This is a genomic window from Janibacter limosus (genome assembly GCF_004295485.1).
In the GTDB taxonomy this organism is placed as follows: Bacteria; Actinomycetota; Actinomycetes; order Actinomycetales; family Dermatophilaceae; genus Janibacter; species Janibacter limosus_A.
In genome coordinates this window covers 1,349,808-1,372,633 of the sequence record NZ_CP036164.1, presented here as the reverse complement: position 1 = coordinate 1,372,633, position 22,826 = coordinate 1,349,808, and the positions used below count along the sequence as shown (strand labels likewise).

Sequence of the window (22,826 nt, the reverse complement as noted above, 5' to 3'; positions counted from 1 at the left end):
ACGTGCCAAGGAGACTCGCAATGCCGACATTCAACGATCCACTCCCCGATGCCGCCGATGCATCAGCAGCGCTGCGCGGCCTCGCCCACGCCAGCCGGACCTTCGACAACCCCGCCGACACGTACGCCGTTCTCGGTGATGTGATCTCCGGAGTGCGGTCGCTGCGACAGGTCCTCGATCAGCTCGCGGACGCTCATCTGACCCACCGCGAGCGCGCCCACGACGACTCCGGCAATCACGTTGCCGGAGCGGATAGTGCCCTGACCGCTGCGGATGAGCTGCACCAGGCGGGCACTCTGCTGGATCAGGTGCACGATCGGCTCGATACAGCGTTCGGTCACTCGGGAAAGATCGCCTGGCACCCCGCACCCGCAATCGAACAAGCGCCGCTGAGCGAGCCCGCCGCGCGGCGGTGGGTCTCTGTCGTGTTCCTCCAAGGCGAGGACGCCGATGAGGTGCTCGACCTGATCGACCAGGACGGCACGGACGCGGCGATCGAACACTTGAAGAGATTCGACTACGGCGACGAGACCACCTCAGCCGCGATGGAGAACGGGTACGTCTACGACGAGCCCCCGGCGGGGCCGCTGGACCGCGTGGTTGCCGATGGCGACTACATCCTCACGTCGAACGCGGCGATGGGGCACGTAAGCCTGCTGCGCGCACACCCGGTTCCGCTTGATTCGCCTCTGGCTGGATCGGGTGCCAGGCCCAGTCGCGAGGCGATGCGGACGTCGCCTGTGGCGGATAGGGACTGGTTCGCCGGTCCTGCCGGCGGGACCGCCTCTGTTGCGAGGGGGCTGTCGCTGTGAATGAACGCGAGCAGTTGCACACCTCCGTACTCGTCACGCCTGCCTTCGAGCGCCGCCGACTCCGCAAGCAGCGACGGCAGGCCGCCGCCCACCTCCAGGCTGACCATCGCCGCACCGAGATCGCCGAAGGGAGGGCGAAAGCGGAGGCCGAGCGAGCCGAACGACGAGCCACCGCCTACCTGCCTGCCGCGGGTGAGCCCGGCCCGGCAGCGCTGCGCTCCCCTGGCAGGTTCCGTCTGCCTCGGCATCAGGACACCTCTGCGACGTTGGCCGGGGCGTATCCGTTCGTCGCGGAAGGTGGGCTCGGCGCCGACGGGGTGTTCGTCGGTCAAGATCTCTACTCGGGAGGGTCGTTCGTGTACGACCCCTGGGTGCTCTACGCCCGAGGCATCATCACGGCACCGAACGTGGTGCTCGCGGGGATCGTCGGCTCTGGCAAATCCAGCCTCGCGAAGTCTCTCTACACGAGGAGCATTCCGTTCGGCCGCCGCGTGTATGTTCCGGGCGATCCGAAGGGCGAGCACACCGCGGTCGCGAAGGCTGTTGGTGGGCGGGCGATCGTCCTGGGCCACGGACTCAACACCCGCCTGAACCCGCTCGACGAGGGCCACCGCCCCTCCGGTCTGTCCAATGAGCAGTGGGCGATCACCGTTGCCTCCCGCCGCCGCGACTTGATCGGGTCACTGGCTGAGACGGTCCTGGCCCGCGGGTTGACGCCGTTGGAGCACACCGCGATCGACTTGGCACTCACGCAGACGGTGCGGGAGAACACCGTGCCGATCCTGCCGATGGTCGTTGACCGCATCCTCCGCCCCACCGCCGATGCCGACGACCGGTTGGCCGACGACGGACGGCTCGTCGGCCACGCCCTCCGCCGCTTGGTCGCCGGTGACCTCGCTGGCTTGTTCGATGGCCCGTCCACAGTGACATTCGACCCGACCCTGCCGATGATCAGCCTGGACCTGTCCCGGGTCACCGAGAACAGCACCCTGATCTCCGTGTTGATGACGTGCTCGTCGGCTTGGATGGAATCAGCCTTGCTGGACCCCAACGGCGGGCAACGCTGGGTCATCTACGACGAGGCGTGGCGGCTCATGTCCCATCCGGCACTGCTGCGCAGGATGGACGCGCACTGGCGGCTGGCTAGGCACTACGGGATCGCGAACATGCTGATCTTCCACAAGCTGAGCGACCTCGACAACGTCGGCGATGCCGGCTCCGCGATGCGGTCCTTGGCGAACTCGCTGCTAGCCAACGCCGAGACCAGGATCGTCTACCGGCAGGAATCCGACCAGCTCGGCCCCACGGCACAGGCCCTCGGGCTCACTGGCACCGAGCAGAAGCTTCTCCCCTCGTTAGGTGTCGGGCAAGGACTGTGGCGGATCAAGGACAGGGCCTTCGTGACCCAACATCAATTGCATCCCGCCGAGCTGGAGTTGTTCGACACCAGCTCCCGGCTCACGCAAGGGGTGAAGTGATGCACCGCAAGCCCCTCCGCCGTTCGACCTGGCAGGAACCTGAGCAGACCCCCATCGTGCTTCCGCACGCGGTCATCACCGTCACTGACGACGGCGAACTGGATGTCACTGTCGACGGAACCGCGTTCCCGCCGCCGACCGAAGGGCAGGCGTGGACGCGGGGCGATTTCGGAGCCCTGCTCGATGCCATCGCCGAGGACCGGGCGACCGCAGTACGCATCGAAGTCCGCGAGACCGACGGGAGCGTGTTCACCGACATCATCCGCGCCCGCCGGCGCATCACGCCCGGCCCAGCAGCACCCGAGCCGGGGAAACAGGAAGGCAAGCACGCCACGAGGACGCGAACGCCCGAACTGATCGAGGTGACAGCGGACGGGTTCGTGCCGGGTGAGGACGTTGCCGTCGCCGTCATCGTTTCCCACACCGATGCCATCGGAACCGGCCGCGCCCGCACCCTCCTCGACAAGACTCACCTGTCCTCTCTGCTGCGAGACCGGACCGGCGAGGTCGTGCTCCTCGGGCGAATCTCCGGCACCGTTCACGTTCGGCGGCTGCCATGAACGCATCCCAGCAGCGTCAGGGTGGGTCGGTCGGCGATGAGCTGACCAACGCCGCACTCATCGGACTGGTCGGGATCTTCGGCGTCGCGCTCATTCTGCGTGCCGCCGGAAGCGTGGCAGCGTTCCTCTCCGGCACACCACAACCCGCATCGGGGCCAGCATCCGGAATGGCGGTGCTCGTCACCCCGGGTGACCCCGCCACCGCGCTGGGCGCCCATGGCCTCAGCCCGATCATGTACTGGAGCACCACCGCAATCCTTCTCGCGACCCTCGCCACCGCAGGGACCTGGGTGTGGGTCCGGTTTCGACGGCACACCCGAAAGGTCGACGCCGACCCGCGGCGTCTGATCGGCACCGCCACCACCTACGACGTCACCCAGACCGCTTCAGCCAAGGCGCTTCTCCGCCGGGCATCTACGCTCCGCCCCTCCCTCGATAGACCCGCCCCAGGTGATGTGGGCTACCGGATCGGCACTTCCAAGGGGAGAGATGTCTGGGCCAGCGTCGAGGACTCAATCCTGCTGATCGGACCGCCCCGCTCCGGCAAAGGCCTCCACATCGTCATCAACGCCATCCTCTATGCGCCCGGCGCCGTCGTCACCACCAGTACACGCCCAGACAACCTCACCGCCACTCTCCGCGCGCGGCAACGTGACGGACGCCCGGTAGCCGTGTTCGACCCCCAGCACCTCGCCGAAGGCATCCCGGCAGGCATGCGCTGGTCACCGATCCGCGGCTGCGAAGACCCGCTGACCGCGATGATCCGCGCCAGCGGCCTCGCCGCCGCCACTGGACTCTCGTCCGGCGGCGTCGAATCTGGCGGATTCTGGGAAGGCAAAACCCGCACCGCGCTCCAAGCGCTCCTCCACGCCGCTGCCCTCGACCAGCGGCCACCATCAGAGCTGTTCCGGTGGACCCTCGATCCCACGGCTGCCGCCGAAGCCGTCGCGATCCTCACGAGCAGTGCTCAAGCGGCGACAGGATGGGCGGACTCCCTCGGGGCGATGGTCGACTCCGACCCCAAGACCCGCGATTCGATCTGGCAGGGCGTCGCACTCGCCCTCGGTGCCCTCGCTGACCCCCGTGTCCTCGACGCCGTCTCACCCGGACCCGGCGAAGGCTTCGAGCCCGAGACCTTCATCCGAGAACGCGGCACTCTCTACCTCCTCGCCACCGGCGCCGGAGCCGGCGCATCCGCCGCACTCGTGGCAGCGCTCGTTGAAGACCTCATCGAGACCGCTCGCCGCATCGCCGCGCGGTCACCCGGCGCACGCCTCGACCCGCCCCTGCTGCTCGCACTCGATGAGATCGGCAACCTCGCCCCGTTACCGTCCCTGCCCACGCTGATGGCGGAGGGCGGCGGCACCGGCATCACCACTATGCCCGTCCTTCAGTCACTGGCCCAGGCTCGGGACAAATGGTCGGACAACGCCGCCGGTGCGATCTGGGACGCGTCCATCGTGAAGATCATCCTTGGCGGCGCCTCCAACTCGCGTGACCTCCAAGACCTCTCCACGCTCATCGGCGAACGGGACGAGTACACCGACAGCGTGACCCTCGGCGACCACGGCAGCCGCTCGAACCAGCGCTCCATCCGCCGCGTGCCGATCCTTCCGCCGGACCGCATACGCACCATGCCGTTCGGCACCGGCGTCACCCTGCTCCGCTCCGCGCCACCAATCATCACCGACTTGCGGGCCTGGACCTCGCGCCCTGATAGCGCCCAACTCGAAGAGGAGCGGGCCGGGATCGAGGCGCGGCTGCGACGCCCAGCCGACTCCTGATGAAGGGGACCGTCAATCGAGGACTTGAGGTCCAGAATTCCGTTACCCTTTTCGTCCCAGCTCAGGCGCCTCTTGACCTGCGATGACAGCCTCCGATGGGCGCGCCTATCGATCTCGAGGACGCGGTTGAGCTGGGTGAGGAGGCGGTCGCGAGGTGGAAGTTGCCGTTGGCCCCCTGGACTGTGGCGGCAAGGGTGCCTAATGGGCGGGGCCAGAGTTGTCTGGGCGTGAATCCGATAGCTGTTAAGTAACGACGACTGTGAGCCCGACGACGACAGCGTCGACTACTTCATGAACGGCCGCCTATGAACGGGCCGGTTTGCGAGGCGCACTGCGATCGACGCGCCGACTTCGATGTGGACGGTCGGTTTCGGAGTTGGGAGATGTCGCCGGATTCCATCGCACCGAGTAGGGCGGGTCCCGAGCGTCGCAGGCGCGAGCGCGTCAGAACAGCCAATCCGGTTACTGCCCCTGCACTGACGACTACCCCGGCGATGGTGTTCACTACCCACAGCAGTTCCGCGCCGATGAGGTTGATCAGGAGCGCAGGCACCAGGGCGGCCGCGACGACAGCGGCGAAGGCTGTGTATTGCGCGCCGGCGGGGTTGCCGGTGCGGCTGGTTGAGGAGACGCGGTCGCGCGCGTCCGCCCCGATTGCGGGCATGAGCACGCCCAACAAGGGTGCACTTCCACACGCTGCACCGATTGCGGCGACGGTCATTCCGAACGCGATCGCTGACAGGGGCGACTGGCTAATGAGGCAGAGCGCGAGTGTCAGAGCGAGTGTGGGGATGCCGAACAGCAGCAGCCAGGCGAGCTGTCGGCCGCGCACGTCGGCGCTGATCGCGCCTGGCGTGGTGAGGAGTTGCCAGAGTGCGGTGCCGTCGAGGGCATAGGTGTTAACAGCGACCATCGCGCCGAGCACGGCGGCCATGATCCCGATGAAGGGAAGCGCCCACGACCAACTTGTCGGCGCGACGAGTGCGACCATGAACAGTGGCGTGATCCAGGCATGGATCATGCCCAGTCTGCGGTGCGGGTCCCGGAACCAGGTCTTGATCTCGCGGGTCATCACGGCCCGTGTCGGCCCGCCGGTTCGTGGTCTCCGTGAGGATGCGGTGGACCGTGCGATGACGTTGCTCTTCGTTCGGGCCGGGGGGTGGCGCAATACCCGAGCCGTCAGCCCGATCCAGAGACTACGGAGCACGAGCACGCCCACGAGGAGTCCCAGCAAGGGCATGGCCACGGTGATGAGCGGGGCGGAGCTGGTCGCGGCGAGCACCGCGGCGAGACCCCATCCGGTCGGCAAGGAGAGCAGCACGCGCTCGATCCCGATGGGGACCGCGCCCGCTATTGACGGGGTGATGAGTTCCGTTCCTCCCTCACCGAGGTTGGGCAGCACCACGGCTGCGATGGGGACCCAGCCGGCGAAGGAGATCGCGAGGAGTACTGACATCTGCACCGCCGCCATCCAGGTCCCGGCTGTCGAGCGGAGCAAGCCGGCGACCACAGCAGCAGCGCATCGTCCGAGCCATAGCAAGAAGACCAACTGCAATGCCACCGCCAGCGTCGCGACGATAACGGCCACCGGTCCGTGGAGGGCGGCGACAACAATGAAGCTGCTCAGCGCGACCGCAGTTATGACCGTTCCGACACTGATCGCCTCGCTCGGCGCAAGCTCACGCGCGATTCTGCGTGGTCGCCTGGGCAGTGTCCGGAACCACTGCGGGTCAAGGGTCGGTGACGATCCTGGAACAAGGATCGGGCCGAGAAGCCAAGTGACCCCGAAGAAGAAGATTCCGACGGTAAGCCAACTCGGATGCAGCGCACCGGAGAGTCCGAGGGCTGCGAGCACGATGACCCCAGATGCTGCGACGAGGCCGACGACGAGGCCGAAGCCACGCTCGTCGTGTGGGCCATGCCGGATGATCGTCCATCGCATCGACGCGAACGTTGCACTCATGCTCACGCGAGCCACCTGATCTCACGTTGCACGGGTGCGCCGACGAGATCGACGAACGTCTCGTTCAGGGTGCGGCCCGCTCTGACCTCGTCGACGGTGCCCTCGGTCAGGATGCGGCCGTTCTTGATCAGCGCCACGCGTTCGCAGGTGCGCTCCACGACATCCATGAGGTGGCTAGACAGCAGCACAGTGCCGCCTCCCGCGACGAATTGGTCGAGCAGGCCTTCGATGGCCCGTGCGGATACCGGGTCGATTGCCTCGAAGGGCTCATCGAGCACTAACACGCTGGGCCGGTGGAGCAGAGCCACAGCGAGCCCGATCTTCTTTCGCATCCCAGTCGAGTAGTCCACGATCAGAGTGGAGGGGGCTCGGTCGAGCTCTAAAATCTCCAGGAGATCGGTGGCGCGCTCCGGCCATCCCTCGCCGATCCTGCGCAGGCGGGCGGTGTAGTCGAGAAGTTCCGCGCCGGTCAGTCGCTCCGGGAGGGACAGGCCCTCCATCATGACCCCCAGCGCACCGAGGACCTGATCGCGATCTTTCGCAGCATCCATTCCCGCGACCGTAACGGAACCCGAGTCTGGGGCGAGCAGCCCGGCGATCATCAGAAGTGTCGTCGACTTGCCGGCACCGTTTGGGCCCACGATGCCGTAGAACGTGCCCGCGGGCACCGTCAGGTCGATCCCGTCGACGGCGACGTGGTCGCCGAAGCGCTTGGTGAGCCCGCGCAGTTGAACAGCCGGGGCGATTTCCGTAGTCATGCCTGGACTCCTTGGAGGAAGAAGGTCGTCAGTTCGCGGGCGTAGGCGTCGATGTCGAAATCGGGGTCGGCAACAATCTTCAACGCGGCACCGTCGATGCAGCGGCGCAACGTGTAGGCGGTCAGACGAGCATCGACCGTCCGGAATTCGCCCGTGCTCAACCCGTACTCGAAAAGCAGCGCGGTACCGGCGATGATCGGCTCCTCCGCATCGGGACTGGCGTGCAGAGCACCATCTTTGCCCCGCAAGTTCGGCATCACTTGCCCGAGAGCAGCCATCTCTCGGCGATGCGCGCCGATGAACCGAAGATTGCCCTCGATGTACGCCTGCAGCTTGGCGGCTGCGTTTGGCGCGTCGTCGATTCCCTGCTGCATCTCCGCGGAGCCATCCGCGAAGACCGTAGCCACCACGGTTTCAAGCACAGCCTCATACAAGTCATCGCGCCCGGCGAAGTGATACGAGATCAATCCGCGACTGATGCCAGCTTCCGAAGCAATCGTGGCCAGCGTGGTGCCGTGCCATCCATCGCGAGCGAGACAGTCGATCGCGGCCTCAATGATCCGGTGGCGGCGTACCTCTTGCGTAAGAGTCGCTCTGCGCGCGGTGTCCATGCAAGCCCCCTGACATCTAAGCCAATAGTTTGGCATCAATGCCAGCAATGACGCAACCTGTCCGAGGCTGCTTACGTCGGAACACAACGATTAGTGCGGAAGCCGGGCGTTTCGCACCGCACGTCTCCACGACGAGTGGACGCCGCTGTGCACCTGTCTCATACGAGCGACCCCGCGCCGGCGGTCGCCACGAACGCCAGGAGGAGAGCCCAATGGCTATCCGCACTCAGCAGTCCATCTCAGGTTTCATCGCGTCCGATCCGCAGCTCAACTACACCTCCAAGGGTGAAGCGCGGTTCTATGCGCGGATCGGGCAGGAACACTTCCGTCGGGAAGACGACGGGACATTCACCCGACTGGAGCCGACGTTCCACGACCTCGTCGCGTTCCGCGCCACCGCCGAGCGAGCCCATGAACGATTCGCCAAGGGCGACAGCTTCGTCGCCGAGGGATACATCCACCCCTACAAGAGCGAGCGCGACGGGCAGAGCACCGACGTTGAAGAGTTCGTCGCCAAGAAGATCGGTCACGACCTCGCTCGCACCACCTACGAAGTCGACCGCACACGACGTGCCCCGGACGCCGTCGAACAAGTCGCTCCGACCCGAGGGCCCGTCGACCGGTCCGCCCCTGAACATGCAGGCGCGCGACGGACATCCCCCGACAACGGGCCCGCGATTGGGTTGTGAGGAGTCCAGTCATGGAGGACATCGCTGAGGCTCCAGAGTTTGACGAACCAGAGCCGCGCCACCTCAATGAGGACGACTACGGCGAGCACCCGCTGGTCGACACCGGACTGATCGCCGAGCCGCCCCATCCGGTGAACTGGAACCTGCTCACCGCGGACGAAGCCGGCGCCGAATGGATCGAACTCGACCAATGGGTCCACTGGCTCCGTCGCACATACGGCCTCCCAACATCGGTGATCCCACCGTTCTGGTACCGACACCCTGAACTGCTGTGGGAACTGTCGGCACTGCATCTGCATTGGCTCTGCGCTTACGACCCCGACCAGAACGGGTCCGCACCTCTCGGGTGGCACCGGGACTTTGCTGACACACGGCAACGGCTTCGCGACTGGGTTGCCGCTTCCGGGACCCGCCTGGATCGTGATCGCCCCACCCGGCAGACCACCTGGCCTGGTGAGGAACCTGGACCCGCAATCGATGATGTCGTGCTCACAGACCGCTCGGCAGACTTCGAAGCGTTCGTGGCCACCGACGTCGCCAGACGGCAGGCGGCTGAGGATGAGTTCTACGCGAGTCTTGACGATGAACATCCAACCGAGGATTGACGACCGCATCGGCAACGTCGAAACGCTATGGTGTGCCAGGGACGTCGCCGAGTTCTTGAATGTCTCCCAAGCCACGCTCTCGCGTTGGCGCAGGGAGAAAGTTGGGCCACCGTTCCTCCAGATCGGCGGCATCTCCCGCTACAACCCGTCGTCGGTGCGTGCCTGGGTCGAAGCGAACGAGCAGACTCATGGCTGATCCACGCAACCGCCGTATGCCGCCGGTTGGAGTGAAACTCACCACTGACGTCGAGCGTCGCGTCGACGGGTATCGGGCTCGCGTGCGCTGGACCGACCCCTCAAGTCATAAGCGAGTCGGCCGTGTCAGCCATGTAAGAACTGCGGAGGAGGTTGAGGAGTTCTTCGAGCAGATGCGGGCGGCGACCGAAACCGGCAACGACACCACGGTAACGCTGGCCGACTACGTGGCCTCGATCGGCGAGAGGTGGCAGCGCGGCCTCGACCCCACCTCCACCGCCGAGCTGTACGACACCGGTCTCCGGCTTCGCGTCCTGCCAGCGCTCGGGCACATCCGAGTCGCGAAGATCACCGCCGGAATGATCGACCGCACCATCGACACCTGGGAGACCGAGCACTCCGCCTCGACGATCAAGAACTCCATCGCGCCACTCGTCCGGGTCCTGGACGAAGCCGTTCGCGACGACATCATCTCGATCAACCCCGCCAAGCACCGCGCCCGCCGGAACCTCGGCAAACACGTCACCCAGACCACCGGAGCGCTCCGACAGTACGCGCTCCCGGACCTCCCCACGTTGCAGAACCTCGCGGCCGCCTGTGGGGAAGTGCACCAGTCCTACTCCGATCACGTCATGCTGGCCGCCCTCCTGGCAGCCCGCGGCTCCGAAGTCGCAGGACTTCGGGCAGGTGACGTGGACTGGGACAACCACATCGTCTGGATCAGACGCCAGCACTACCCCGGCAGAGGCGGTCTCGTCATCAAACAGACCAAGGGTCGCCGAGACCGCCCGGTCCCGATGCTTGACGCTCTCGAACCCGTTCTCGAACGTCTAACCGCTGAGAAAGAGCCCGACGACCCGCTCCTGCGGGGGCCGCGCGGCGGCGTCCTCACTACAGCGACGGTCCGCGACGCCACCCACTGGGACGACCTCGTGGCAAAGCTCGGCTTCGACAACCTCACCCGCCACGGGCTCCGCCACACCGGAGCAACCTGGATGGCCGACGCCGGCATCGCGCTCCATGTGCTCCAAGAGATCCTCGGGCACCAGTCGATCGAGACCACCAAGGGCTACCTGCACCCCGACCACCGGCACCTCGCCGAAGCCGCCAGGCAGGCCAACCAGTTCCTCTCCGCAGCACCCACCAGAAGGGACCCAGCCCGCCGCGACGGACCCCACCTATGACCACCGCTGAACAGCCGCTCCGACCCTTCCAGAAGGGGCCGGAGCTTCGGCCTGCCCGGATTCTGGTCCACCTCATGGGCACCTATTGGTGCACCCCACGGGCGACGAGCCCGAACTGGATTGGTCCACTTAGTCAGCGGAAGGCTCGAACAGATCGAGCGAGTGGACCAGCCAGTGACCACATCCAGAAACGACGAAGCCCTGGTGAAAGTTGCCTCTCACCAGGGCTTTTTGTCGGGATGACAGGATTTGAACCTGCGACCCCTTGACCCCCAGTCAAGTGCGCTACCAAGCTGCGCCACATCCCGTTGTTTAGTTTTCGAGCCATCTTGCCGCTTCAACTCACCTGACCCCCAGTCAAGTGCGCTACCAAGCTGCGCCACAGCCCGTGGCTGCTCCCGCAGGAGCGATCGTCACTTTAACCCACGTCAGCGGCAGTCACCGAATCGACCCCACGACGTGGGCCTGTCGCCTGCCCTGACGTGGCGGGACACCCCCGCCGAGGACCAGCGCGGCGATCATCGGCGTGGTCGTCGGCCTCATCATCTGGTTGGTCGGGGCCGGCCTCGCCCACCTGGCCGCGCAGGTATTCATGGGTGAGGGTCCTGGTGGTGGTCCTGATCGAGGTCAGTCTCCTGATCACGTCCACGTGGTGGCTGTCCTCCGCCATGGAGAGCTCCACCCTCTGAGCAGCTCGCTCAGCGGCGGCCGCGCTTCTCCCGCACCCGCACGCTGATCTCGATCGGCGTCCCCTCGAAGCCGAACTCCTCACGCAGACGACGCTCCAGGAAGCGCCGGTAGCCGGCCTCGATGAAGCCGGAGGCGAAGATGACGAACCGCGGCGGGCGGGTCGAGGCCTGGGTCGCGAAGAGGATGCGGGGCTGCTTGCCACCGCGCACCGGGTGCGGGTGGGAGGACGCGATCTCACCGAGCACGGAGTTCAGACGCGAGGTCGGCACCCGGCTGTCCCACGAGTTCAAGGCGGTGTCGAGGGCCGGGGTGAGCCGGTCGACGTGCCGCCCGGTCAGTGCCGAGATGTTGACCCGCGGAGCCCAGGTGACCTGGACGAGGTCGCGTCCGATCTCACGCTCGAGGTAGAAGCGCCGCTCCTCGTCCAGCAGGTCCCACTTGTTGTAGGCGATGACCAGCGCTCGGCCGCTCTCGACGACCTGGGTGATGATCCGCAGGTCCTGCTCGGCGATCGGCTCGTGGGTGTCGATGAGGACGACGGCGACCTCGGCCTTCTCCAACGCGGCCTGGGTGCGCAGCGAGGCGTAGAAGTCGGCGCCCTTGGTCTGGTGCACCCGGCGACGGATGCCGGCGGTGTCGACGAAGCGCCACTGCCGGCCACCCAGCTCGATGATCTCGTCGACGGGGTCACGGGTGGTCCCGGCGACGTTGTCGACGACGACCCGCTCCTCACCGGCGAGCTGGTTGAGCATGCTGGACTTGCCGACATTGGGCCGGCCGATGAGCGCGACGCGACGGGGTCCCCCTTCGGCGACGGCGCCACCACTGGCCGAGACGGCAGGCATGACGTCGAGGACGGCGTCCAGGACGTCGCCACTCCCCCGGCCGTGCAGTGACGACACCGGGTAGGGCATCCCGAGCCCGAGGTTCCACAGCGCGGCCGCGTCGGGCTCGAAGCGCTGGTCGTCCACCTTGTTGGCCACGAGGATGACGGGCTTGCCCGACCGCCGCAGCAGCTTGACGACGGCCTCGTCGTCATCGGTGGCACCGACGATCGCGTCTACGACGAAGACGACGACGTCGGCCATGTCGATGGCGACCTCGGCCTGCTCGGCGACCCGCAGGTTGATGCCCTCGGCGCCGATCTCCCAGCCACCGGTGTCGAGCAGGGTGAAGCGCCGACCCGACCACTCGGCGTCGTAGGCCACCCGGTCGCGGGTCACGCCGGGCGTGTCCTCGACGACGGCCTCACGGCGCCGCAGCACGCGGTTGACGAAGGTCGACTTGCCGACATTGGGCCGGCCGACGATCGCCACGATCGGCAGCGGGCCGGTGACGACCTCGTCATCCTCCGGCTGGAAGCCGTCGATGAGCGCCCGGTCCTCGGGGGTCAGGTCGAAGTCCTCGAGCCCGGCACGCAGCACCCGCTCGACGCCCTCGGCCAGCGCCGGGTCATCCGTCCCGTTGGGCTCAGTGGGTTCAGGGGTGGTGTTCAACGGTGCTCCTGGTATGTCGGTGGTCATGGCCATTGTCGCAGCCATGGGCGGCCTCGGCCGCAGTGAGACGAAGGAGGCTCGGTCAGCGCGTGCGAGCGGCGTCGACGATCGCCATGACGGCCGCGACCGATCCCTCGAAGTCGAGGTCGGAGGTGTCGACGACGCTGACGCCCTCGGCAGCCTCGGTGAACTGCGAGACGGTGGAGTCGTCGCGGTCCCGACGCACGACCTGGTCGCGGGTGGCCTCGATGGCGGCCTGGTCGCTGGCACCGTGGACCTCGAGCGAGCGGCGCCGCAGGCGGGCCTCCTCGCTCGCGGTGAGGAGGATGCGCACGGGCGCGTCCGGAGCGATGACGGTCGTGACGTCACGCCCCTCGGCCACGCACGCACCGTGCCGGTCGGCGATGTCCTCGATGAGCGCGCGCTGGCGTCGCTGCATCTCCACCCGCACGTCGGGGACGGTCGCGATGGTCGACACGAGTGACGAGATCTCGCTGGTGCGGATGGCCTCGGCGACGTCGGTGCCGTCGACGAGGACCGTCGGGGCCTCGGGGTCGTCGCCGATGGTCAGCGGCAGCTCGAGTGCGGCTCGGGTGATCGCCGCGGCGTCACCGAGGTCGACCTCGGTGTGCCGGCACCACCACGTGAGCGCCCGGTACATCGCCCCGGTGTCGAGGTAGCCCGCGCCGAGGCGACTGGCCACGGCGCGCGAGACGCTCGACTTGCCGGACCCAGAGGGCCCGTCGATACCGATGACGAAGGGGGTGGGCTCGCTGGTCATGATGCAGCAGCCTAGTCGCCGCTCAGGAGTGGATCTGCCACCCACGGGCGCGCAGGGCCTCGCTCAGGGGTCCCGCCGCGGCCGGGAGAACCGACACCTCGGCGAGCCCGAAGGGTAGACCGAGGCCGTGGTCGAGGCGCAGCTCCTCGAGGTTGACGCCCTCCTCGCCGATCTCGACGAGCAGCCGCGCCAGCTCCCCGGGGCGGTCGTCGACGACGACCCGCACGACGGCGTAGGCGGCCGGCGGCGCGCCGTGCTTGCCCGGGATCCGGGCGTGCCCGGCGTTGCCGTCGGCGATGCGCCGCGCCAGGACCGCCCGTGCCCCCGGCGCATCGGCGACGTGCGCCTCCTGCGCCAGGGCGTCGAGCGCCTCCACGACCCCGACGAGGTCCACGGACATGGCGCGCAGCACGTCGGCGACCGCTCCGGCGTTGCCGGAGAGGATCTGGGTCCACAGACCGGGGTCGCTCGCAGCGATCCGCGTGACATCCCGCACTCCCTGGCCCGCCAGGCCGATGGCCTGGTCGCTCAGGTGCTCCAGGCGGGCGGCCACGAGGGAGGCGGCCAGCTGCGGGACGTGCGAGACGGCGGCGACGGCGGCGTCGTGGTCCGCGGCGGTCAGCGTCGTGACGGCCGCACCGGTGGCCTGCGCCAGGGTCGTGACGAGTCGCGTGGCCGCGGGGTCGCTCCCTTCGTGCGGGCAGAGCACCCAGGCCCGTCCCTCGAAGAGGTCGGCCCGGGCACTGATCGCGCCGGAGCGCTCCCGCCCGGCCATCGGGTGGCTGCCCACGTAGCGATCGAGCGGCACGCCGGCGCGCACGAGGTCGGCGAGGATGACCTGCTTGACGGAGGCGACCTCGGTGACCACCGCTTCTGGCCACCGCTCGAGGGCGGCGAGGACGAGGCGTGGCGCGACGTCGGGTGGCGCCGCGACGACGACGATCCCCGGCTCCACCGGGCCGGTGATCCGTCCGGCACCCAGGTCGCGGGCGAGGGCGACGGAGGTCTCCGACTGGTCCTCCAGCGTCACGTCGGCGCCGGCCCCCGTGAGGGCCAGACCGATGCTGGCCCCGATGAGCCCGGTCCCGATGACGTGCACGGGAGGAAGGGAGGCAGCCGCGCCCTCCGCCTCGACGGAGCTGGTCACAGCCCCGCGGCCTTGTACAGGTCGCTGATCTCCTGACGACTCAGGTTGCGCCACCGACCGGACTTGGTCGAGCCGAGCGTGATCGGGCCCACCTGGACACGCACCAGGGTCTGGACCGGGTGGCCGACGTGCTCGAGCATCCGACGCACGATGTGCTTGCGCCCCTCGTGGAGGATCACCTCGACCATCGCCTTGCCCGGACGCGAGTCGACGACCTTGAAGGAGTCGACCTTCACCGGGCCGTCCTCGAGCATGACGCCCTCACGCAGCTGCTTGCCCAGGTCCCGCGGCACCGGGCCCGGGATCTCGGCGATGTAGGTCTTGAGCACTCCGTGCGCGGGGTGCTGCAGCCGATGCGCGAGGTCACCGTCGTTGGTGAGGATGAGCAGGCCCTCGGTGTCGGCGTCGAGGCGACCCACGTGGAAGAGGCGCTCCGGGCGACCGGCGACGTAGTCGCCGATGCTCAGCCGACCCAGCTCGTCGGACATCGTCGTCACGACACCGGTGGGCTTGTTGAAGGCGAGGTAGACGCGGGACTCGTCGAGGTGGACGCGCTCGCCGTCGACGTGCACGGTCTGGCGGATGGGGTCCACCCGCACGCCGAGCTCGCGCACGACCTGACCGTCGACCTCGACCCGGCCCTCGCTGATGAGCAGCTCGCAGGCACGTCGGGAGCCGATGCCGGCCGCGGCCAGGACCTTCTGCAGGCGGGTGCCCTCGGGGTCGTGGATGTCGATCGGAGCGGCCTGCGGGGGCTGCGGAGCCAGGTCGGCCTGACCGCTGCGGCTACGGCCGGTGGTCCCCCGGTCCGGCTGGTTGCGGCGGCCGGGACGGGGCGGCTTCTTGGGTCCCTTGCCCCGGCCTGCGCCCTGGGGGCCTCCGGGACGGCGGTTCTGGGGAGGGGTCATGGGCGGGCCTCATTCATGAGTTCGTCGAGCACTGTTGCATCGGGCAGGTAAGGGGCGATGGGCGGCAGGTCGTCGAGCGAGTTCAGGCCCATCCGCTCCAGGAAGTAGGGGGTGGTCCCGTAGAGGGTCGCGTTGGACTCCTCGTCCTTGGTGACCTCGACGATCAGGCCGCGGGTGAGCAGCGTGCGCACGACGCCGTCGACGCTCACCCCTCGGATGGCGCTGATCCGACCCCGGGCGATCGGCTGGCGGTAGGCGACCACGGCCAGCGTCTCCAGGGACGCGGTCGTCAACTTGGACTGCTGGCCGTCGATGACGAAGCGCTCGACGACCGGCGCGTAGGCGTGGTGGCTGTAGAAGCGCCAGCCGCCGCCGACGTTGCGCACGGTGAAGCCGTGCTGGCCGTCGGCGTAGTGGCTCTCCAGGGCGCCGAGGTGCTCGCGGATCTCCTCGACGGGCAGCTCGAGGGCGGACGCGAGTGCGTGGTCGGTGACCGGCTCCTCGACGATCATCAGCACGGCCTCGATGGCCGCACGGGCACCGCCGGGCAGCTCGCCGACGTCGAAGGCCACCTGGACGTCGTCGCCCTCGGTCTGCGGGTCGGCCGACGGGTCCAGCTCGGTCGGTGGGTCCGGCTCGGTCAGTGGCTCGGTGTGGGTCCTGGGCTCACTCATCGGACTTCTTCTCCTCGGACGAAGGGGGCGCGGGCTCCCCTTCGTCGAACTCGGCACCGACGTCCACGGTGCCCTCCTGGCTGCCGGTCCAGCTGACCTCGAGGTCCCCGAGGGCCTCCGGCTGGTCGAAGGTGACCTGCTTGTCGCGGAAGAGCTCGAGCAGGGCGAGGAAGCGGGCGACGACGACGAGGGTCGTGCCGGCGTCGCGCACCAACGACCGGAAGGACAGCGCGCCCTCGGCACGGAGCCGGTCGACGACGATGACGGCCTGCTCCCGCACACTGACGGCGGGGGCGTGCAGGTGGGTGAGCCCGACGGTCTCGGGCTCCTTGGGGGTGAGGGCGCGGGCGGCGATCATCGCCAGCTGCTCGGGGGTGATGCTCATGACGAGCTCGGGCAGGAGCGCGGCCAGGTGCGGCTCCAACCCGGCCTGCCGTGGCGTCATCCGTCCGGTGCTCGCGAGGGTCTCACCGAACTGGGCGGCGACGTCCTTGAAGGCGCGGTACTGCATGAGGCGGGCGAAGAGCAGGTCGCGGGCCTCGATCAGCTCGAGGTCCTCCTCGTCACCGTCGCCGGTGTTGGGCAGCAGCCTGGAGGCCTTGATGTCGAGCAGGGTCGCGGCGACGAGGAGGAACTCGCTCGTCTGGCCCAGGTCCCAGGAGGGCTCGCTGGCCTGCAGCGCCCGCAGGTGCACCATGAACTCGTCGGTGACCTTGGCCAGCGCGATCTCGGTGATGTCCAGCTGGTGCTTGCTGATCAGGCCGAGCAGCAGGTCGAAGGGCCCCTCGAAGTTGTCGAGGTGCACCGTGAAGGCCTGCTCGGCCCCGCGCTTGGTGATGACTCCACCGGGGACGGTGGCCTCGGTGGAGGGGGTGACGGGCGAAGGGGTGGGCGCAGTGGCCGCGGGGGCCTCCACGGTCGTCAGGGAGCGCCGCCGCGCGAGATCAGCTCACGGGCCAGCTGCCGGTAGGCGTTGGCCCCGGAGTGCCCGGTGGCGTAGGTGGTGATCGGCTCGGCAGCGAGGGTGGCGTCGGGGAACTTCACGGTGCGGGAGATGACGGTGTGGAAGACGCGGTCACCGAAGTGCTCGACGACGGACCCGACGACCTCGCGACTGTGCAGGGTGCGCCCGTCGTACATCGTGGCGAGGATGCCGTCAACGGTCAGGCCGGGGTTGAGCCGGTCGGTGATCTTGTCGATCGTCTCGACGAGCAGGGCGACACCACGCATGGCGAAGTACTCGGTCTCCAGCGGGATGATGACCCCGTGGGCGGCCGTCAACGCGTTGACCGTCAGCAGCCCCAGCGACGGCTGGCAGTCGATGAGGATGACGTCGTAGTCGTCCAGGACCGGCCGCAGGACACGCGAGAGGATCTGCTCGCGAGCGACCTCGCCGACGAGCTGCACCTCTGCCGCCGACAGGTCGATGTTGGCCGGAGCGACGTCGAGGCCGGCGACCGAGGTGTGCTGGATGATCTCGCCGATCTCGTGCCCGCGGGTGACGAGCAGGTCGTAGATCGTGAAGTCCAGCATGTGGGTCGGGACACCCAGGCCCACGGACAGTGCGCCCTGCGGGTCGAAGTCCACGAGCAGCACACGACGGCCGGCCTCGGCCAGAGCGGCACCCAGGTTGATGGTCGTCGTCGTCTTGCCGACCCCACCCTTCTGGTTGCACATGGCGATGATGCGCGCCGGTCCGTGCGAGTCCAGGGGGGCCGGCTCCGGGAAGGTGGGCAGGGGTCTGCCGGTCGGACCGTGCTGGGTCAGGTCGTGCTCGAAGTCGAGCGGCGGCGTCACCTCGGATGCCACAGTCGGATCACTCCATCGGGTCTGGCGGTCGGTCAGCCTCTCGCTGATCAGCGATGACACTATCAGCGGGCGCGGGGGTGGCTCTGCGCATAGACCTCGCGCAGCTGCTGCACGGTGACCATCGTGTAGATCTGCGTCGTGGTCACCGAGGCGTGGCCGAGGAGCTCCTGGACGACTCGCACGTCCGCACCGCCCTCCAGCAGGTGGGTGGCGAAGGAGTGGCGCAGTGTGTGCGGGGAGACGTGACCACTCAGGTCGGCTCTCTCTGCTGCGGCGGTGATGGCTGCCCAGGCGCTCTGTCGCGAGAGCCGCGCCCCTCGCCTGTTGAGGAAGAGCGCCGGACCCGCTCTGCCCGACGACGACAGGTCGGGCCGGCCGCGGACCAGCCAGGACTGCACTGCCTGCGTGGCATAGGACCCGACGGGGACGACCCGCTCCTTGTTGCCCTTGCCCAGGAGGCGGACCGCGCCGACCTCGAGGTCCAGGTCGTCGATGTCGAGACCGACGATCTCCGAGATGCGCGCCCCGGTCGCGTACAGCAGCTCCAGGAGCGCCCGGTCCCGCAGCGGGACCGGCCCGTCCCCCACCCCCGCGGCGTCGATGAGTCTGGTCACCTCGTCGAGTCGGATGGCCTTGGGCAGGCGCGAAGGGGGTGTCGGCGGGGCGACGTCCTCGGCCGGGTTGTGCTGGGTGATGCCCTCCAGCGCCAAGAACTTGTGGAGTCCGCGGACGGCGACGAGGGTCCGCGCGGCCGAGCTGGCGGCCAGCGGCGGGTGGGTGTCGTCCCCCGTGCGCAGGGCGGCGAGGAAGCCGGCGACGTGGGCCTCGGTGACGTCCAGCGGATCGGTGACGCCGTGGGCGGCGAGGTGCTCGAGGTAGCGGTCGGAGTCGCGCGTGTACGCGGAGAGGGTGTGGGCGGAGACTCCCCGCTCGACGTCCAGCTGGGTGAGCCAGGTGCGCACCGCCCGGTCCAAGGACGTCGTGGTCACCGGCGACACTCCTGGGGTCTGCGTCGTTGAAGCGGTCTGCGGCGTCGCAACCGTGGGTGTGGTTGAACCGTGGGCACTCCGTTGTGCCCACGGGTGGTCGCGACCACGCCGGGGAGTCTAATGGCCCCATGAAGATCTATGCGGACTTGCCCTCCCGTCGGATCGGTCAGATCGCCGCGGACCTGCTCATGCTCGGCTGGATCCTGCTCTGGGCGCGGGTCGGGAAGGCCGTCCACGACACGACCCTCTCGCTCGGCGAGCCGGGTCGTCGCCTCGAGAGTGCCGGTCGCGGCTTCCGCGACAAGCTGACGACGGCCGGTGACAACGTCGATGATCTGCCGCTCCTCGACGACAAGGTGGCCAAGCCCTTCCGCGATGCCGCAGGGGCAGGGTCCTCGATCGAGGACGCCGGGCGCGACCTGGTCTCCGCCGTCGACACCCTGGCGACGATCTTGGGATGGGTCACCGCGCTCACCCCGATCCTCATCGTCGGCGCCTTCTGGCTGGCGGCGCGGTGGCGCTTCGTGCGACGTGCCACGGCCGCCCAGTCGCTGGTCGACTCCGTCGACGACCTGGACCTCTTCGCGCTCCGCGCCATGGCCAACCAACCGCTCCAACGGCTCGCCCGGATCAGCGACGACCCGACGGGCGCCTGGCGGCGCGGGGACTCCCGGGTGATCCGCGAGCTCGCGCTGCTGGAGCTGGCCGACTGCGGGCTGCGTCCGCCCGGTCCCGAGATCGCCGGACCAGAGATCGCGGGTCTTTGAGCGGCCCGCCCACCACCGGAGGGCAGGAAACGGTGACGCAGAGGGTGTCTCCCGCGCCTCCCGTTCTGCTCCTCCTGGTGGGTCACGTCGGCCTCTGACCCACCAGGAGGAGCAGAACGGGAGCCATCGCAGACCCCCGAGGCAGCCACGGTTGCCCACACCCCTCCCCCGCCAGATCGAGTCATCCACACCCGACGCCGTGCCGGCCCGGGGCGCTGAACGCTGGGCCACGGTGGAGCATGGACGATCCCATCGCGTGCCCGATGCCCTGCGAGACCTGCCAGGAGCCGGGCGACTGCGAGGACTGCCTGGACTGCCTCCTGTGGCCCGCCAGCCCGGATGATGACGAGGGCCCTTCACGCGCCCCACGGGGATACGCCGTCCCGCTTCCCATCGAGGCCGTGGACGGCGCACGTGCCCGGCTGACGACAGGTGCGCGGGTGGGCCTGGTGCTGCGCCGCCACCGCCGTGAGCGGTCCATCAGCCAACGAGCCCTCGCGGAGGACCTCGGGTGGAGCAGATCCATGGTGGGACGCGCGGAGGTCGATGCGTCAGCGTTGTCCTTGGCAACGATCGAGCGTGCGCTCGCCCGCACGGGACACCGGATCGCCATCGTCCCCGACGGCCCCGGCTCCGCTGACGAGGTCACCGACGACAGGTGGGGAGTCCCCGAGATGGTGGCCCGCAACGGCGCCGGACGTCGCCTGCCTCCGTACGCGGACGCCATCTACCGGACGGAGGCCGAGCGCATCCAGGACGAGGGCCTCGTCGGCCATCGACAGCCCTGGGCCTGGCAGCATCCGCGAGCCTGACGGCTACTCCCCCAGCGCGATGACCTGGGGACGCAGGTCCTCCACGGGGCACTCCCAGGACGCAGCCTCCGCATCGACCTGATCGCCCGAGCGGATGTCCTTGACCTGGTCGCCACCGTCGTCCGACGCTCCCGGGAACCACACGTACGGGATGCCACGCCGCTCGGCGAAGCGGATCTGCTTGCCGAACTTCGCGGCCGCGGGAGCCACCTCGCACGGGATCCCCCGCGCCCGCAGCGAGGTGGCCACGGCGACGGAGGCCGGGCGACTCCCTTCGTCCGTCACGGCCACGAGCACCGCCGACGGCGACTTGCGGCTCGCCCCGACCAGTCCCTTGCCCAGGAGCAGACCGAGGAGCCGGGAGAGGCCGATCGAGATGCCGACGCCGGGGTAGGTGTTCTTGCCGTCGCTGGCCAGCTCGTCGTAGCGGCCGCCGGAGCAGAAGGAGCCCCACGACTCGTAGCCGATGAGCTGCGTCTCGTAGACGGTGCCGGTGTAGTAGTCCAGGCCGCGAGCGATCTTCAGGTCCGCGACCATCGCGCCCGGCGCCGCAGCGGCACCGGTCTCGATGACGGCCGACAGCGCGGCGAGCCCCTCGTCGAGCACGGGGTGCTCCACACCGAGAGCCCGGACCCTCTCGACGAAGGAGGTGTCCGGCGTCCGGATCGCCGCCAGGTCGAGGCAGGCCTGCGCCTGCTCCGCGGTGCGTCCGGCCTCGACGAGCAGCGCCGCCACCTTGTCCGGACCGATCTTGTCCAGCTTGTCGACGATGCGCAGGGTGCCGGCGACGTCCTCGATCCCCAGGCCCCGGTAGAAGCCCTCCGGGATCATCCGGTTGTTGACCTGGATGACCATCGGCGGGATCGGCAGCTTCGCGAAGATCTCCGCCATGACCAGCGGCATCTCGGCCTCGAAGTGCGGCGCCAGCTCCCCCGTGTCGACGACATCGATGTCGCACTGGGTGAACTCGCGGTAGCGCCCCTCCTGCGGGCGTTCACCGCGCCAGACCTTCTGGATCTGGTGACGGCGGAAGGGGAAGGTCAACCGGCCGGCGTTCTCCACGACATACCGGGCGAAGGGCACCGTGAGGTCGAAGTGCAGGCCGAGCTCGCTCTCGCGGCCACCGCCGGCGCTCCCCCCTTCGGCATCGGCGAGACGGTGGATCCCGTAGATCTCCTTGTCGGCGTCACCGCCCTTGCCGACCAGCCTCTCGACGGGCTCGACGGAGCGGGTCTCGATCGACGGGAAGCCGTGCAGCTCGAAGGTCGAGCGGATGACGTCGAGGAAGTGCTGCTCGACGACGCGCTGCTCGGGCAGGTACTCGGGGAACCCGGACAGCGGCGTGATCTTGGTGGCGCGGGGGGTGCTCATGACAGTCCTTGCAGGTACGGGTTGGTCGCCTTCTCACGGCCCAGCGTCGTCGCGGGGCCGTGACCGGGCAGGACGAGGCTGGAGTCGGCACGCGGATGGACAGCCCGACGAAGGGAGTCCTGCATGGCCTCGTGCGACCCTCCGGGCAGGTCGGTGCGCCCGATGGAGCCGGCGAAGAGCACATCACCCGTGAGGAGCGTGCGGTCCACCTCGGCATCGGCGGGCACGCCCTCGGGTACCTGCCCCATCGCAAACATGACGGACCCCTCGGTGTGCCCCGGCGCGTGGATCACCTCGAGGTCGATGCCGGCCACCGTCACCGTCTGGCTGTCGGTGACCTCGACGATGGTCTCCGGCTCGCGCCACGTGACCTTCTTGCCGAACTGCTGCTCGAGCATCCCGCTCAGCTGCGGCCCCAAGGACGACGAGCCCAGCGGGTCGACGAGGCGGTAGCGGTCGTCGGTGTGGATGTAGGCGGCCAGGTCCCCTCCGCAGACAGGGGTGACGGAGAAGATGTGGTCGACGTGGCCGTGGGTGAGGAGCACCGCGGCCGGCTTGAGCCGATGGGCCGTCAGCACCTCGCGCAGGGTCTCCTCGATCCCGATGCCCGGGTCGACGATGACGCACTCCTCGCCGGGGCCGTCAGCGATGACATAGCAGTTTGTCCCGAAGGCCTGCGCCGGGAAGGAGAGGGTCAGCACGGTCCAAGCCTACGTGCGGGCCACCTCGCGCCACGCCCTTGG

The 22,826-nt window shown here is 68.7% G+C and carries 23 protein-coding genes and 1 tRNA gene; 10 read left to right on the top strand and 14 right to left on the bottom strand.

Features of this window, described 5'->3' with window-relative positions; genetic code table 11:
• The first annotated feature begins 20 nt into the window (after nucleotides 1–20).
• The 4 genes from EXU32_RS06590 to EXU32_RS06575 are packed head-to-tail and all read left to right on the top strand — an operon-like array spanning nucleotide 21 to nucleotide 4,634.
• A complete protein-coding gene (locus tag EXU32_RS06590) occupies nucleotides 21–812 on the top strand; it encodes a hypothetical protein (protein ID WP_130629175.1) in 792 nt (263 codons plus the stop codon).
• Nucleotides 809–2,290, top strand: coding sequence for an ATP-binding protein (locus EXU32_RS06585; RefSeq protein WP_130629174.1), 1,482 nt, complete (start codon nucleotides 809–811; stop codon nucleotides 2,288–2,290). Before EXU32_RS06590 ends, EXU32_RS06585 begins: the two co-directional genes overlap by 4 nt.
• On the top strand, nucleotides 2,290–2,850 hold the full coding sequence (locus tag EXU32_RS06580) for a hypothetical protein (protein ID WP_130629173.1): 561 nt from the start codon (nucleotides 2,290–2,292) through the stop codon (nucleotides 2,848–2,850). The genes EXU32_RS06585 and EXU32_RS06580 overlap by 1 nt, the downstream gene beginning before the upstream one ends.
• Nucleotides 2,847–4,634, top strand: coding sequence for a type IV secretory system conjugative DNA transfer family protein (locus EXU32_RS06575; protein ID WP_130629172.1), 1,788 nt, complete (start codon nucleotides 2,847–2,849; stop codon nucleotides 4,632–4,634). The genes EXU32_RS06580 and EXU32_RS06575 overlap by 4 nt, the downstream gene beginning before the upstream one ends.
• Nucleotides 4,635–4,923: 289 nt before the next feature.
• On the opposite strand, the gene EXU32_RS06570 is transcribed toward EXU32_RS06575, so the two are convergent.
• Genes EXU32_RS06570 through EXU32_RS06560 form a run of 3 tightly spaced genes read right to left on the bottom strand, consistent with a single transcriptional unit; the run spans nucleotide 4,924 to nucleotide 7,966 of the window.
• Nucleotides 4,924–6,603: a hypothetical protein gene (locus EXU32_RS06570; protein WP_130629171.1), complete on the bottom strand. Its 1,680-nt coding sequence runs from the start codon at nucleotides 6,601–6,603 to the stop codon at nucleotides 4,924–4,926.
• Nucleotides 6,600–7,355: an ABC transporter ATP-binding protein gene (locus EXU32_RS06565; protein ID WP_130629170.1), complete on the bottom strand. Its 756-nt coding sequence runs from the start codon at nucleotides 7,353–7,355 to the stop codon at nucleotides 6,600–6,602. The genes EXU32_RS06570 and EXU32_RS06565 overlap by 4 nt, the downstream gene beginning before the upstream one ends.
• On the bottom strand, nucleotides 7,352–7,966 hold the full coding sequence (locus tag EXU32_RS06560) for a TetR/AcrR family transcriptional regulator (protein WP_165399598.1): 615 nt from the start codon (nucleotides 7,964–7,966) through the stop codon (nucleotides 7,352–7,354). The genes EXU32_RS06565 and EXU32_RS06560 overlap by 4 nt, the downstream gene beginning before the upstream one ends.
• 212 nt (nucleotides 7,967–8,178) lie before the next feature.
• On the opposite strand from EXU32_RS06560, the gene EXU32_RS06555 reads away from it, so the two are divergent.
• From EXU32_RS06555 to EXU32_RS06540, 4 genes are read left to right on the top strand one after another with little or no spacing between them, the layout of a single operon-like run.
• Complete coding sequence (locus tag EXU32_RS06555) at nucleotides 8,179–8,655, top strand: single-stranded DNA-binding protein (protein WP_130629168.1); 477 nt, start codon at nucleotides 8,179–8,181, stop codon at nucleotides 8,653–8,655.
• Nucleotides 8,656–8,666: 11 nt separating this feature from the next.
• On the top strand, nucleotides 8,667–9,260 hold the full coding sequence (locus tag EXU32_RS06550; RefSeq protein WP_130629167.1) for a hypothetical protein: 594 nt from the start codon (nucleotides 8,667–8,669) through the stop codon (nucleotides 9,258–9,260).
• Nucleotides 9,238–9,456, top strand: coding sequence for a helix-turn-helix domain-containing protein (locus EXU32_RS06545; protein WP_130629166.1), 219 nt, complete (start codon nucleotides 9,238–9,240; stop codon nucleotides 9,454–9,456). The genes EXU32_RS06550 and EXU32_RS06545 overlap by 23 nt, the downstream gene beginning before the upstream one ends.
• Nucleotides 9,449–10,639: a tyrosine-type recombinase/integrase gene (locus EXU32_RS06540; protein ID WP_165399597.1), complete on the top strand. Its 1,191-nt coding sequence runs from the start codon at nucleotides 9,449–9,451 to the stop codon at nucleotides 10,637–10,639. Before EXU32_RS06545 ends, EXU32_RS06540 begins: the two co-directional genes overlap by 8 nt.
• A gap of 234 nt (nucleotides 10,640–10,873) precedes the next feature.
• Here the strand turns inward: EXU32_RS06540 and EXU32_RS06535 are convergent.
• The 9 genes from EXU32_RS06535 to EXU32_RS06495 all read right to left on the bottom strand — a co-directional run bounded on the left by EXU32_RS06535 (nucleotide 10,874) and on the right by EXU32_RS06495 (nucleotide 19,133).
• Nucleotides 10,874–10,947, bottom strand: a tRNA-Pro gene (locus EXU32_RS06535).
• A 390-nt stretch (nucleotides 10,948–11,337) separates the two neighbouring features.
• On the bottom strand, nucleotides 11,338–12,858 hold the full coding sequence (der, locus tag EXU32_RS06530; protein WP_431603062.1) for a ribosome biogenesis GTPase Der: 1,521 nt from the start codon (nucleotides 12,856–12,858) through the stop codon (nucleotides 11,338–11,340).
• 49 nt (nucleotides 12,859–12,907) lie between these two features.
• Entirely contained in the window at nucleotides 12,908–13,606 is a 699-nt protein-coding gene (gene cmk, locus EXU32_RS06525) for a (d)CMP kinase (protein WP_130629164.1), read from the bottom strand.
• 22 nt (nucleotides 13,607–13,628) lie between these two features.
• Nucleotides 13,629–14,753 (bottom strand): prephenate dehydrogenase, encoded by a 1,125-nt coding sequence (locus tag EXU32_RS06520; protein ID WP_130629163.1) that lies wholly within the window; start codon nucleotides 14,751–14,753, stop codon nucleotides 13,629–13,631.
• The gene (locus EXU32_RS06515) at nucleotides 14,750–15,661 is read right to left on the bottom strand and encodes a pseudouridine synthase (protein ID WP_130629162.1); all 912 of its coding nucleotides are present in this window, start codon (nucleotides 15,659–15,661) and stop codon (nucleotides 14,750–14,752) included. Before EXU32_RS06515 ends, EXU32_RS06520 begins: the two co-directional genes overlap by 4 nt.
• A complete protein-coding gene (gene scpB / locus EXU32_RS06510; protein ID WP_242612911.1) occupies nucleotides 15,658–16,335 on the bottom strand; it encodes an SMC-Scp complex subunit ScpB in 678 nt (225 codons plus the stop codon). The genes EXU32_RS06515 and scpB overlap by 4 nt, the downstream gene beginning before the upstream one ends.
• The gene (locus EXU32_RS06505) at nucleotides 16,328–17,251 is read right to left on the bottom strand and encodes a segregation and condensation protein A (RefSeq protein ID WP_431603052.1); all 924 of its coding nucleotides are present in this window, start codon (nucleotides 17,249–17,251) and stop codon (nucleotides 16,328–16,330) included. The genes scpB and EXU32_RS06505 overlap by 8 nt, the downstream gene beginning before the upstream one ends.
• Before the next feature lie 5 nt (nucleotides 17,252–17,256).
• Complete coding sequence (locus EXU32_RS06500) at nucleotides 17,257–18,144, bottom strand: ParA family protein (RefSeq protein ID WP_242612910.1); 888 nt, start codon at nucleotides 18,142–18,144, stop codon at nucleotides 17,257–17,259.
• Nucleotides 18,145–18,206: 62 nt separating this feature from the next.
• A complete protein-coding gene (locus tag EXU32_RS06495) occupies nucleotides 18,207–19,133 on the bottom strand; it encodes a site-specific tyrosine recombinase XerD (protein ID WP_242612909.1) in 927 nt (308 codons plus the stop codon).
• Between the two features lie 128 nt (nucleotides 19,134–19,261).
• Between EXU32_RS06495 and EXU32_RS06490 the strand changes: the two genes are divergently transcribed.
• Together EXU32_RS06490 and EXU32_RS06485 are read left to right on the top strand one after the other, a co-directional pair.
• Nucleotides 19,262–19,900 (top strand): hypothetical protein, encoded by a 639-nt coding sequence (locus EXU32_RS06490; RefSeq protein WP_130629160.1) that lies wholly within the window; start codon nucleotides 19,262–19,264, stop codon nucleotides 19,898–19,900.
• A gap of 239 nt (nucleotides 19,901–20,139) precedes the next feature.
• Nucleotides 20,140–20,712, top strand: a complete 573-nt coding sequence (locus EXU32_RS06485) for a helix-turn-helix domain-containing protein (protein WP_130629159.1) — start codon at nucleotides 20,140–20,142, stop codon at nucleotides 20,710–20,712.
• A gap of 3 nt (nucleotides 20,713–20,715) precedes the next feature.
• On the opposite strand, the gene hisS is transcribed toward EXU32_RS06485, so the two are convergent.
• Both hisS and EXU32_RS06475 read right to left on the bottom strand, forming a co-directional pair.
• Nucleotides 20,716–22,083, bottom strand: a complete 1,368-nt coding sequence (hisS, locus tag EXU32_RS06480; protein WP_130629158.1) for a histidine--tRNA ligase — start codon at nucleotides 22,081–22,083, stop codon at nucleotides 20,716–20,718.
• The gene (locus EXU32_RS06475; protein WP_130629157.1) at nucleotides 22,080–22,784 is read right to left on the bottom strand and encodes an MBL fold metallo-hydrolase; all 705 of its coding nucleotides are present in this window, start codon (nucleotides 22,782–22,784) and stop codon (nucleotides 22,080–22,082) included. Before EXU32_RS06475 ends, hisS begins: the two co-directional genes overlap by 4 nt.
• Nucleotides 22,785–22,826: the final 42 nt, after the last annotated feature.

Bases quoted from the DNA above. Each gene is read 5' to 3' on its own strand.
- EXU32_RS06590 (WP_130629175.1), top strand. From the start codon at position 21: ATGCCGACATTCAACGATCCACTCCCCGATGCCGCCGATGCATCAGCA.
- EXU32_RS06580 (WP_130629173.1), top strand. From the start codon at position 2,290: ATGCACCGCAAGCCCCTCCGCCGTTCGACCTGGCAGGAACCTGAGCAG.
- EXU32_RS06575 (WP_130629172.1), top strand. From the start codon at position 2,847: ATGAACGCATCCCAGCAGCGTCAGGGTGGGTCGGTCGGCGATGAGCTG.
- EXU32_RS06565 (WP_130629170.1), bottom strand. From the start codon at position 7,355: ATGACTACGGAAATCGCCCCGGCTGTTCAACTGCGCGGGCTCACCAAG.
- EXU32_RS06560 (WP_165399598.1), bottom strand. From the start codon at position 7,966: ATGGACACCGCGCGCAGAGCGACTCTTACGCAAGAGGTACGCCGCCAC.
- EXU32_RS06555 (WP_130629168.1), top strand. From the start codon at position 8,179: ATGGCTATCCGCACTCAGCAGTCCATCTCAGGTTTCATCGCGTCCGAT.
- EXU32_RS06550 (WP_130629167.1), top strand. From the start codon at position 8,667: ATGGAGGACATCGCTGAGGCTCCAGAGTTTGACGAACCAGAGCCGCGC.
- EXU32_RS06545 (WP_130629166.1), top strand. From the start codon at position 9,238: ATGAACATCCAACCGAGGATTGACGACCGCATCGGCAACGTCGAAACG.
- EXU32_RS06540 (WP_165399597.1), top strand. From the start codon at position 9,449: ATGGCTGATCCACGCAACCGCCGTATGCCGCCGGTTGGAGTGAAACTC.
- der (WP_431603062.1), bottom strand. From the start codon at position 12,858: ATGGCCATGACCACCGACATACCAGGAGCACCGTTGAACACCACCCCT.
- cmk (WP_130629164.1), bottom strand. From the start codon at position 13,606: ATGACCAGCGAGCCCACCCCCTTCGTCATCGGTATCGACGGGCCCTCT.
- EXU32_RS06515 (WP_130629162.1), bottom strand. From the start codon at position 15,661: ATGACCCCTCCCCAGAACCGCCGTCCCGGAGGCCCCCAGGGCGCAGGC.
- scpB (WP_242612911.1), bottom strand. From the start codon at position 16,335: ATGAGTGAGCCCAGGACCCACACCGAGCCACTGACCGAGCCGGACCCA.
- EXU32_RS06490 (WP_130629160.1), top strand. From the start codon at position 19,262: ATGAAGATCTATGCGGACTTGCCCTCCCGTCGGATCGGTCAGATCGCC.
- EXU32_RS06485 (WP_130629159.1), top strand. From the start codon at position 20,140: ATGGACGATCCCATCGCGTGCCCGATGCCCTGCGAGACCTGCCAGGAG.
- hisS (WP_130629158.1), bottom strand. From the start codon at position 22,083: ATGAGCACCCCCCGCGCCACCAAGATCACGCCGCTGTCCGGGTTCCCC.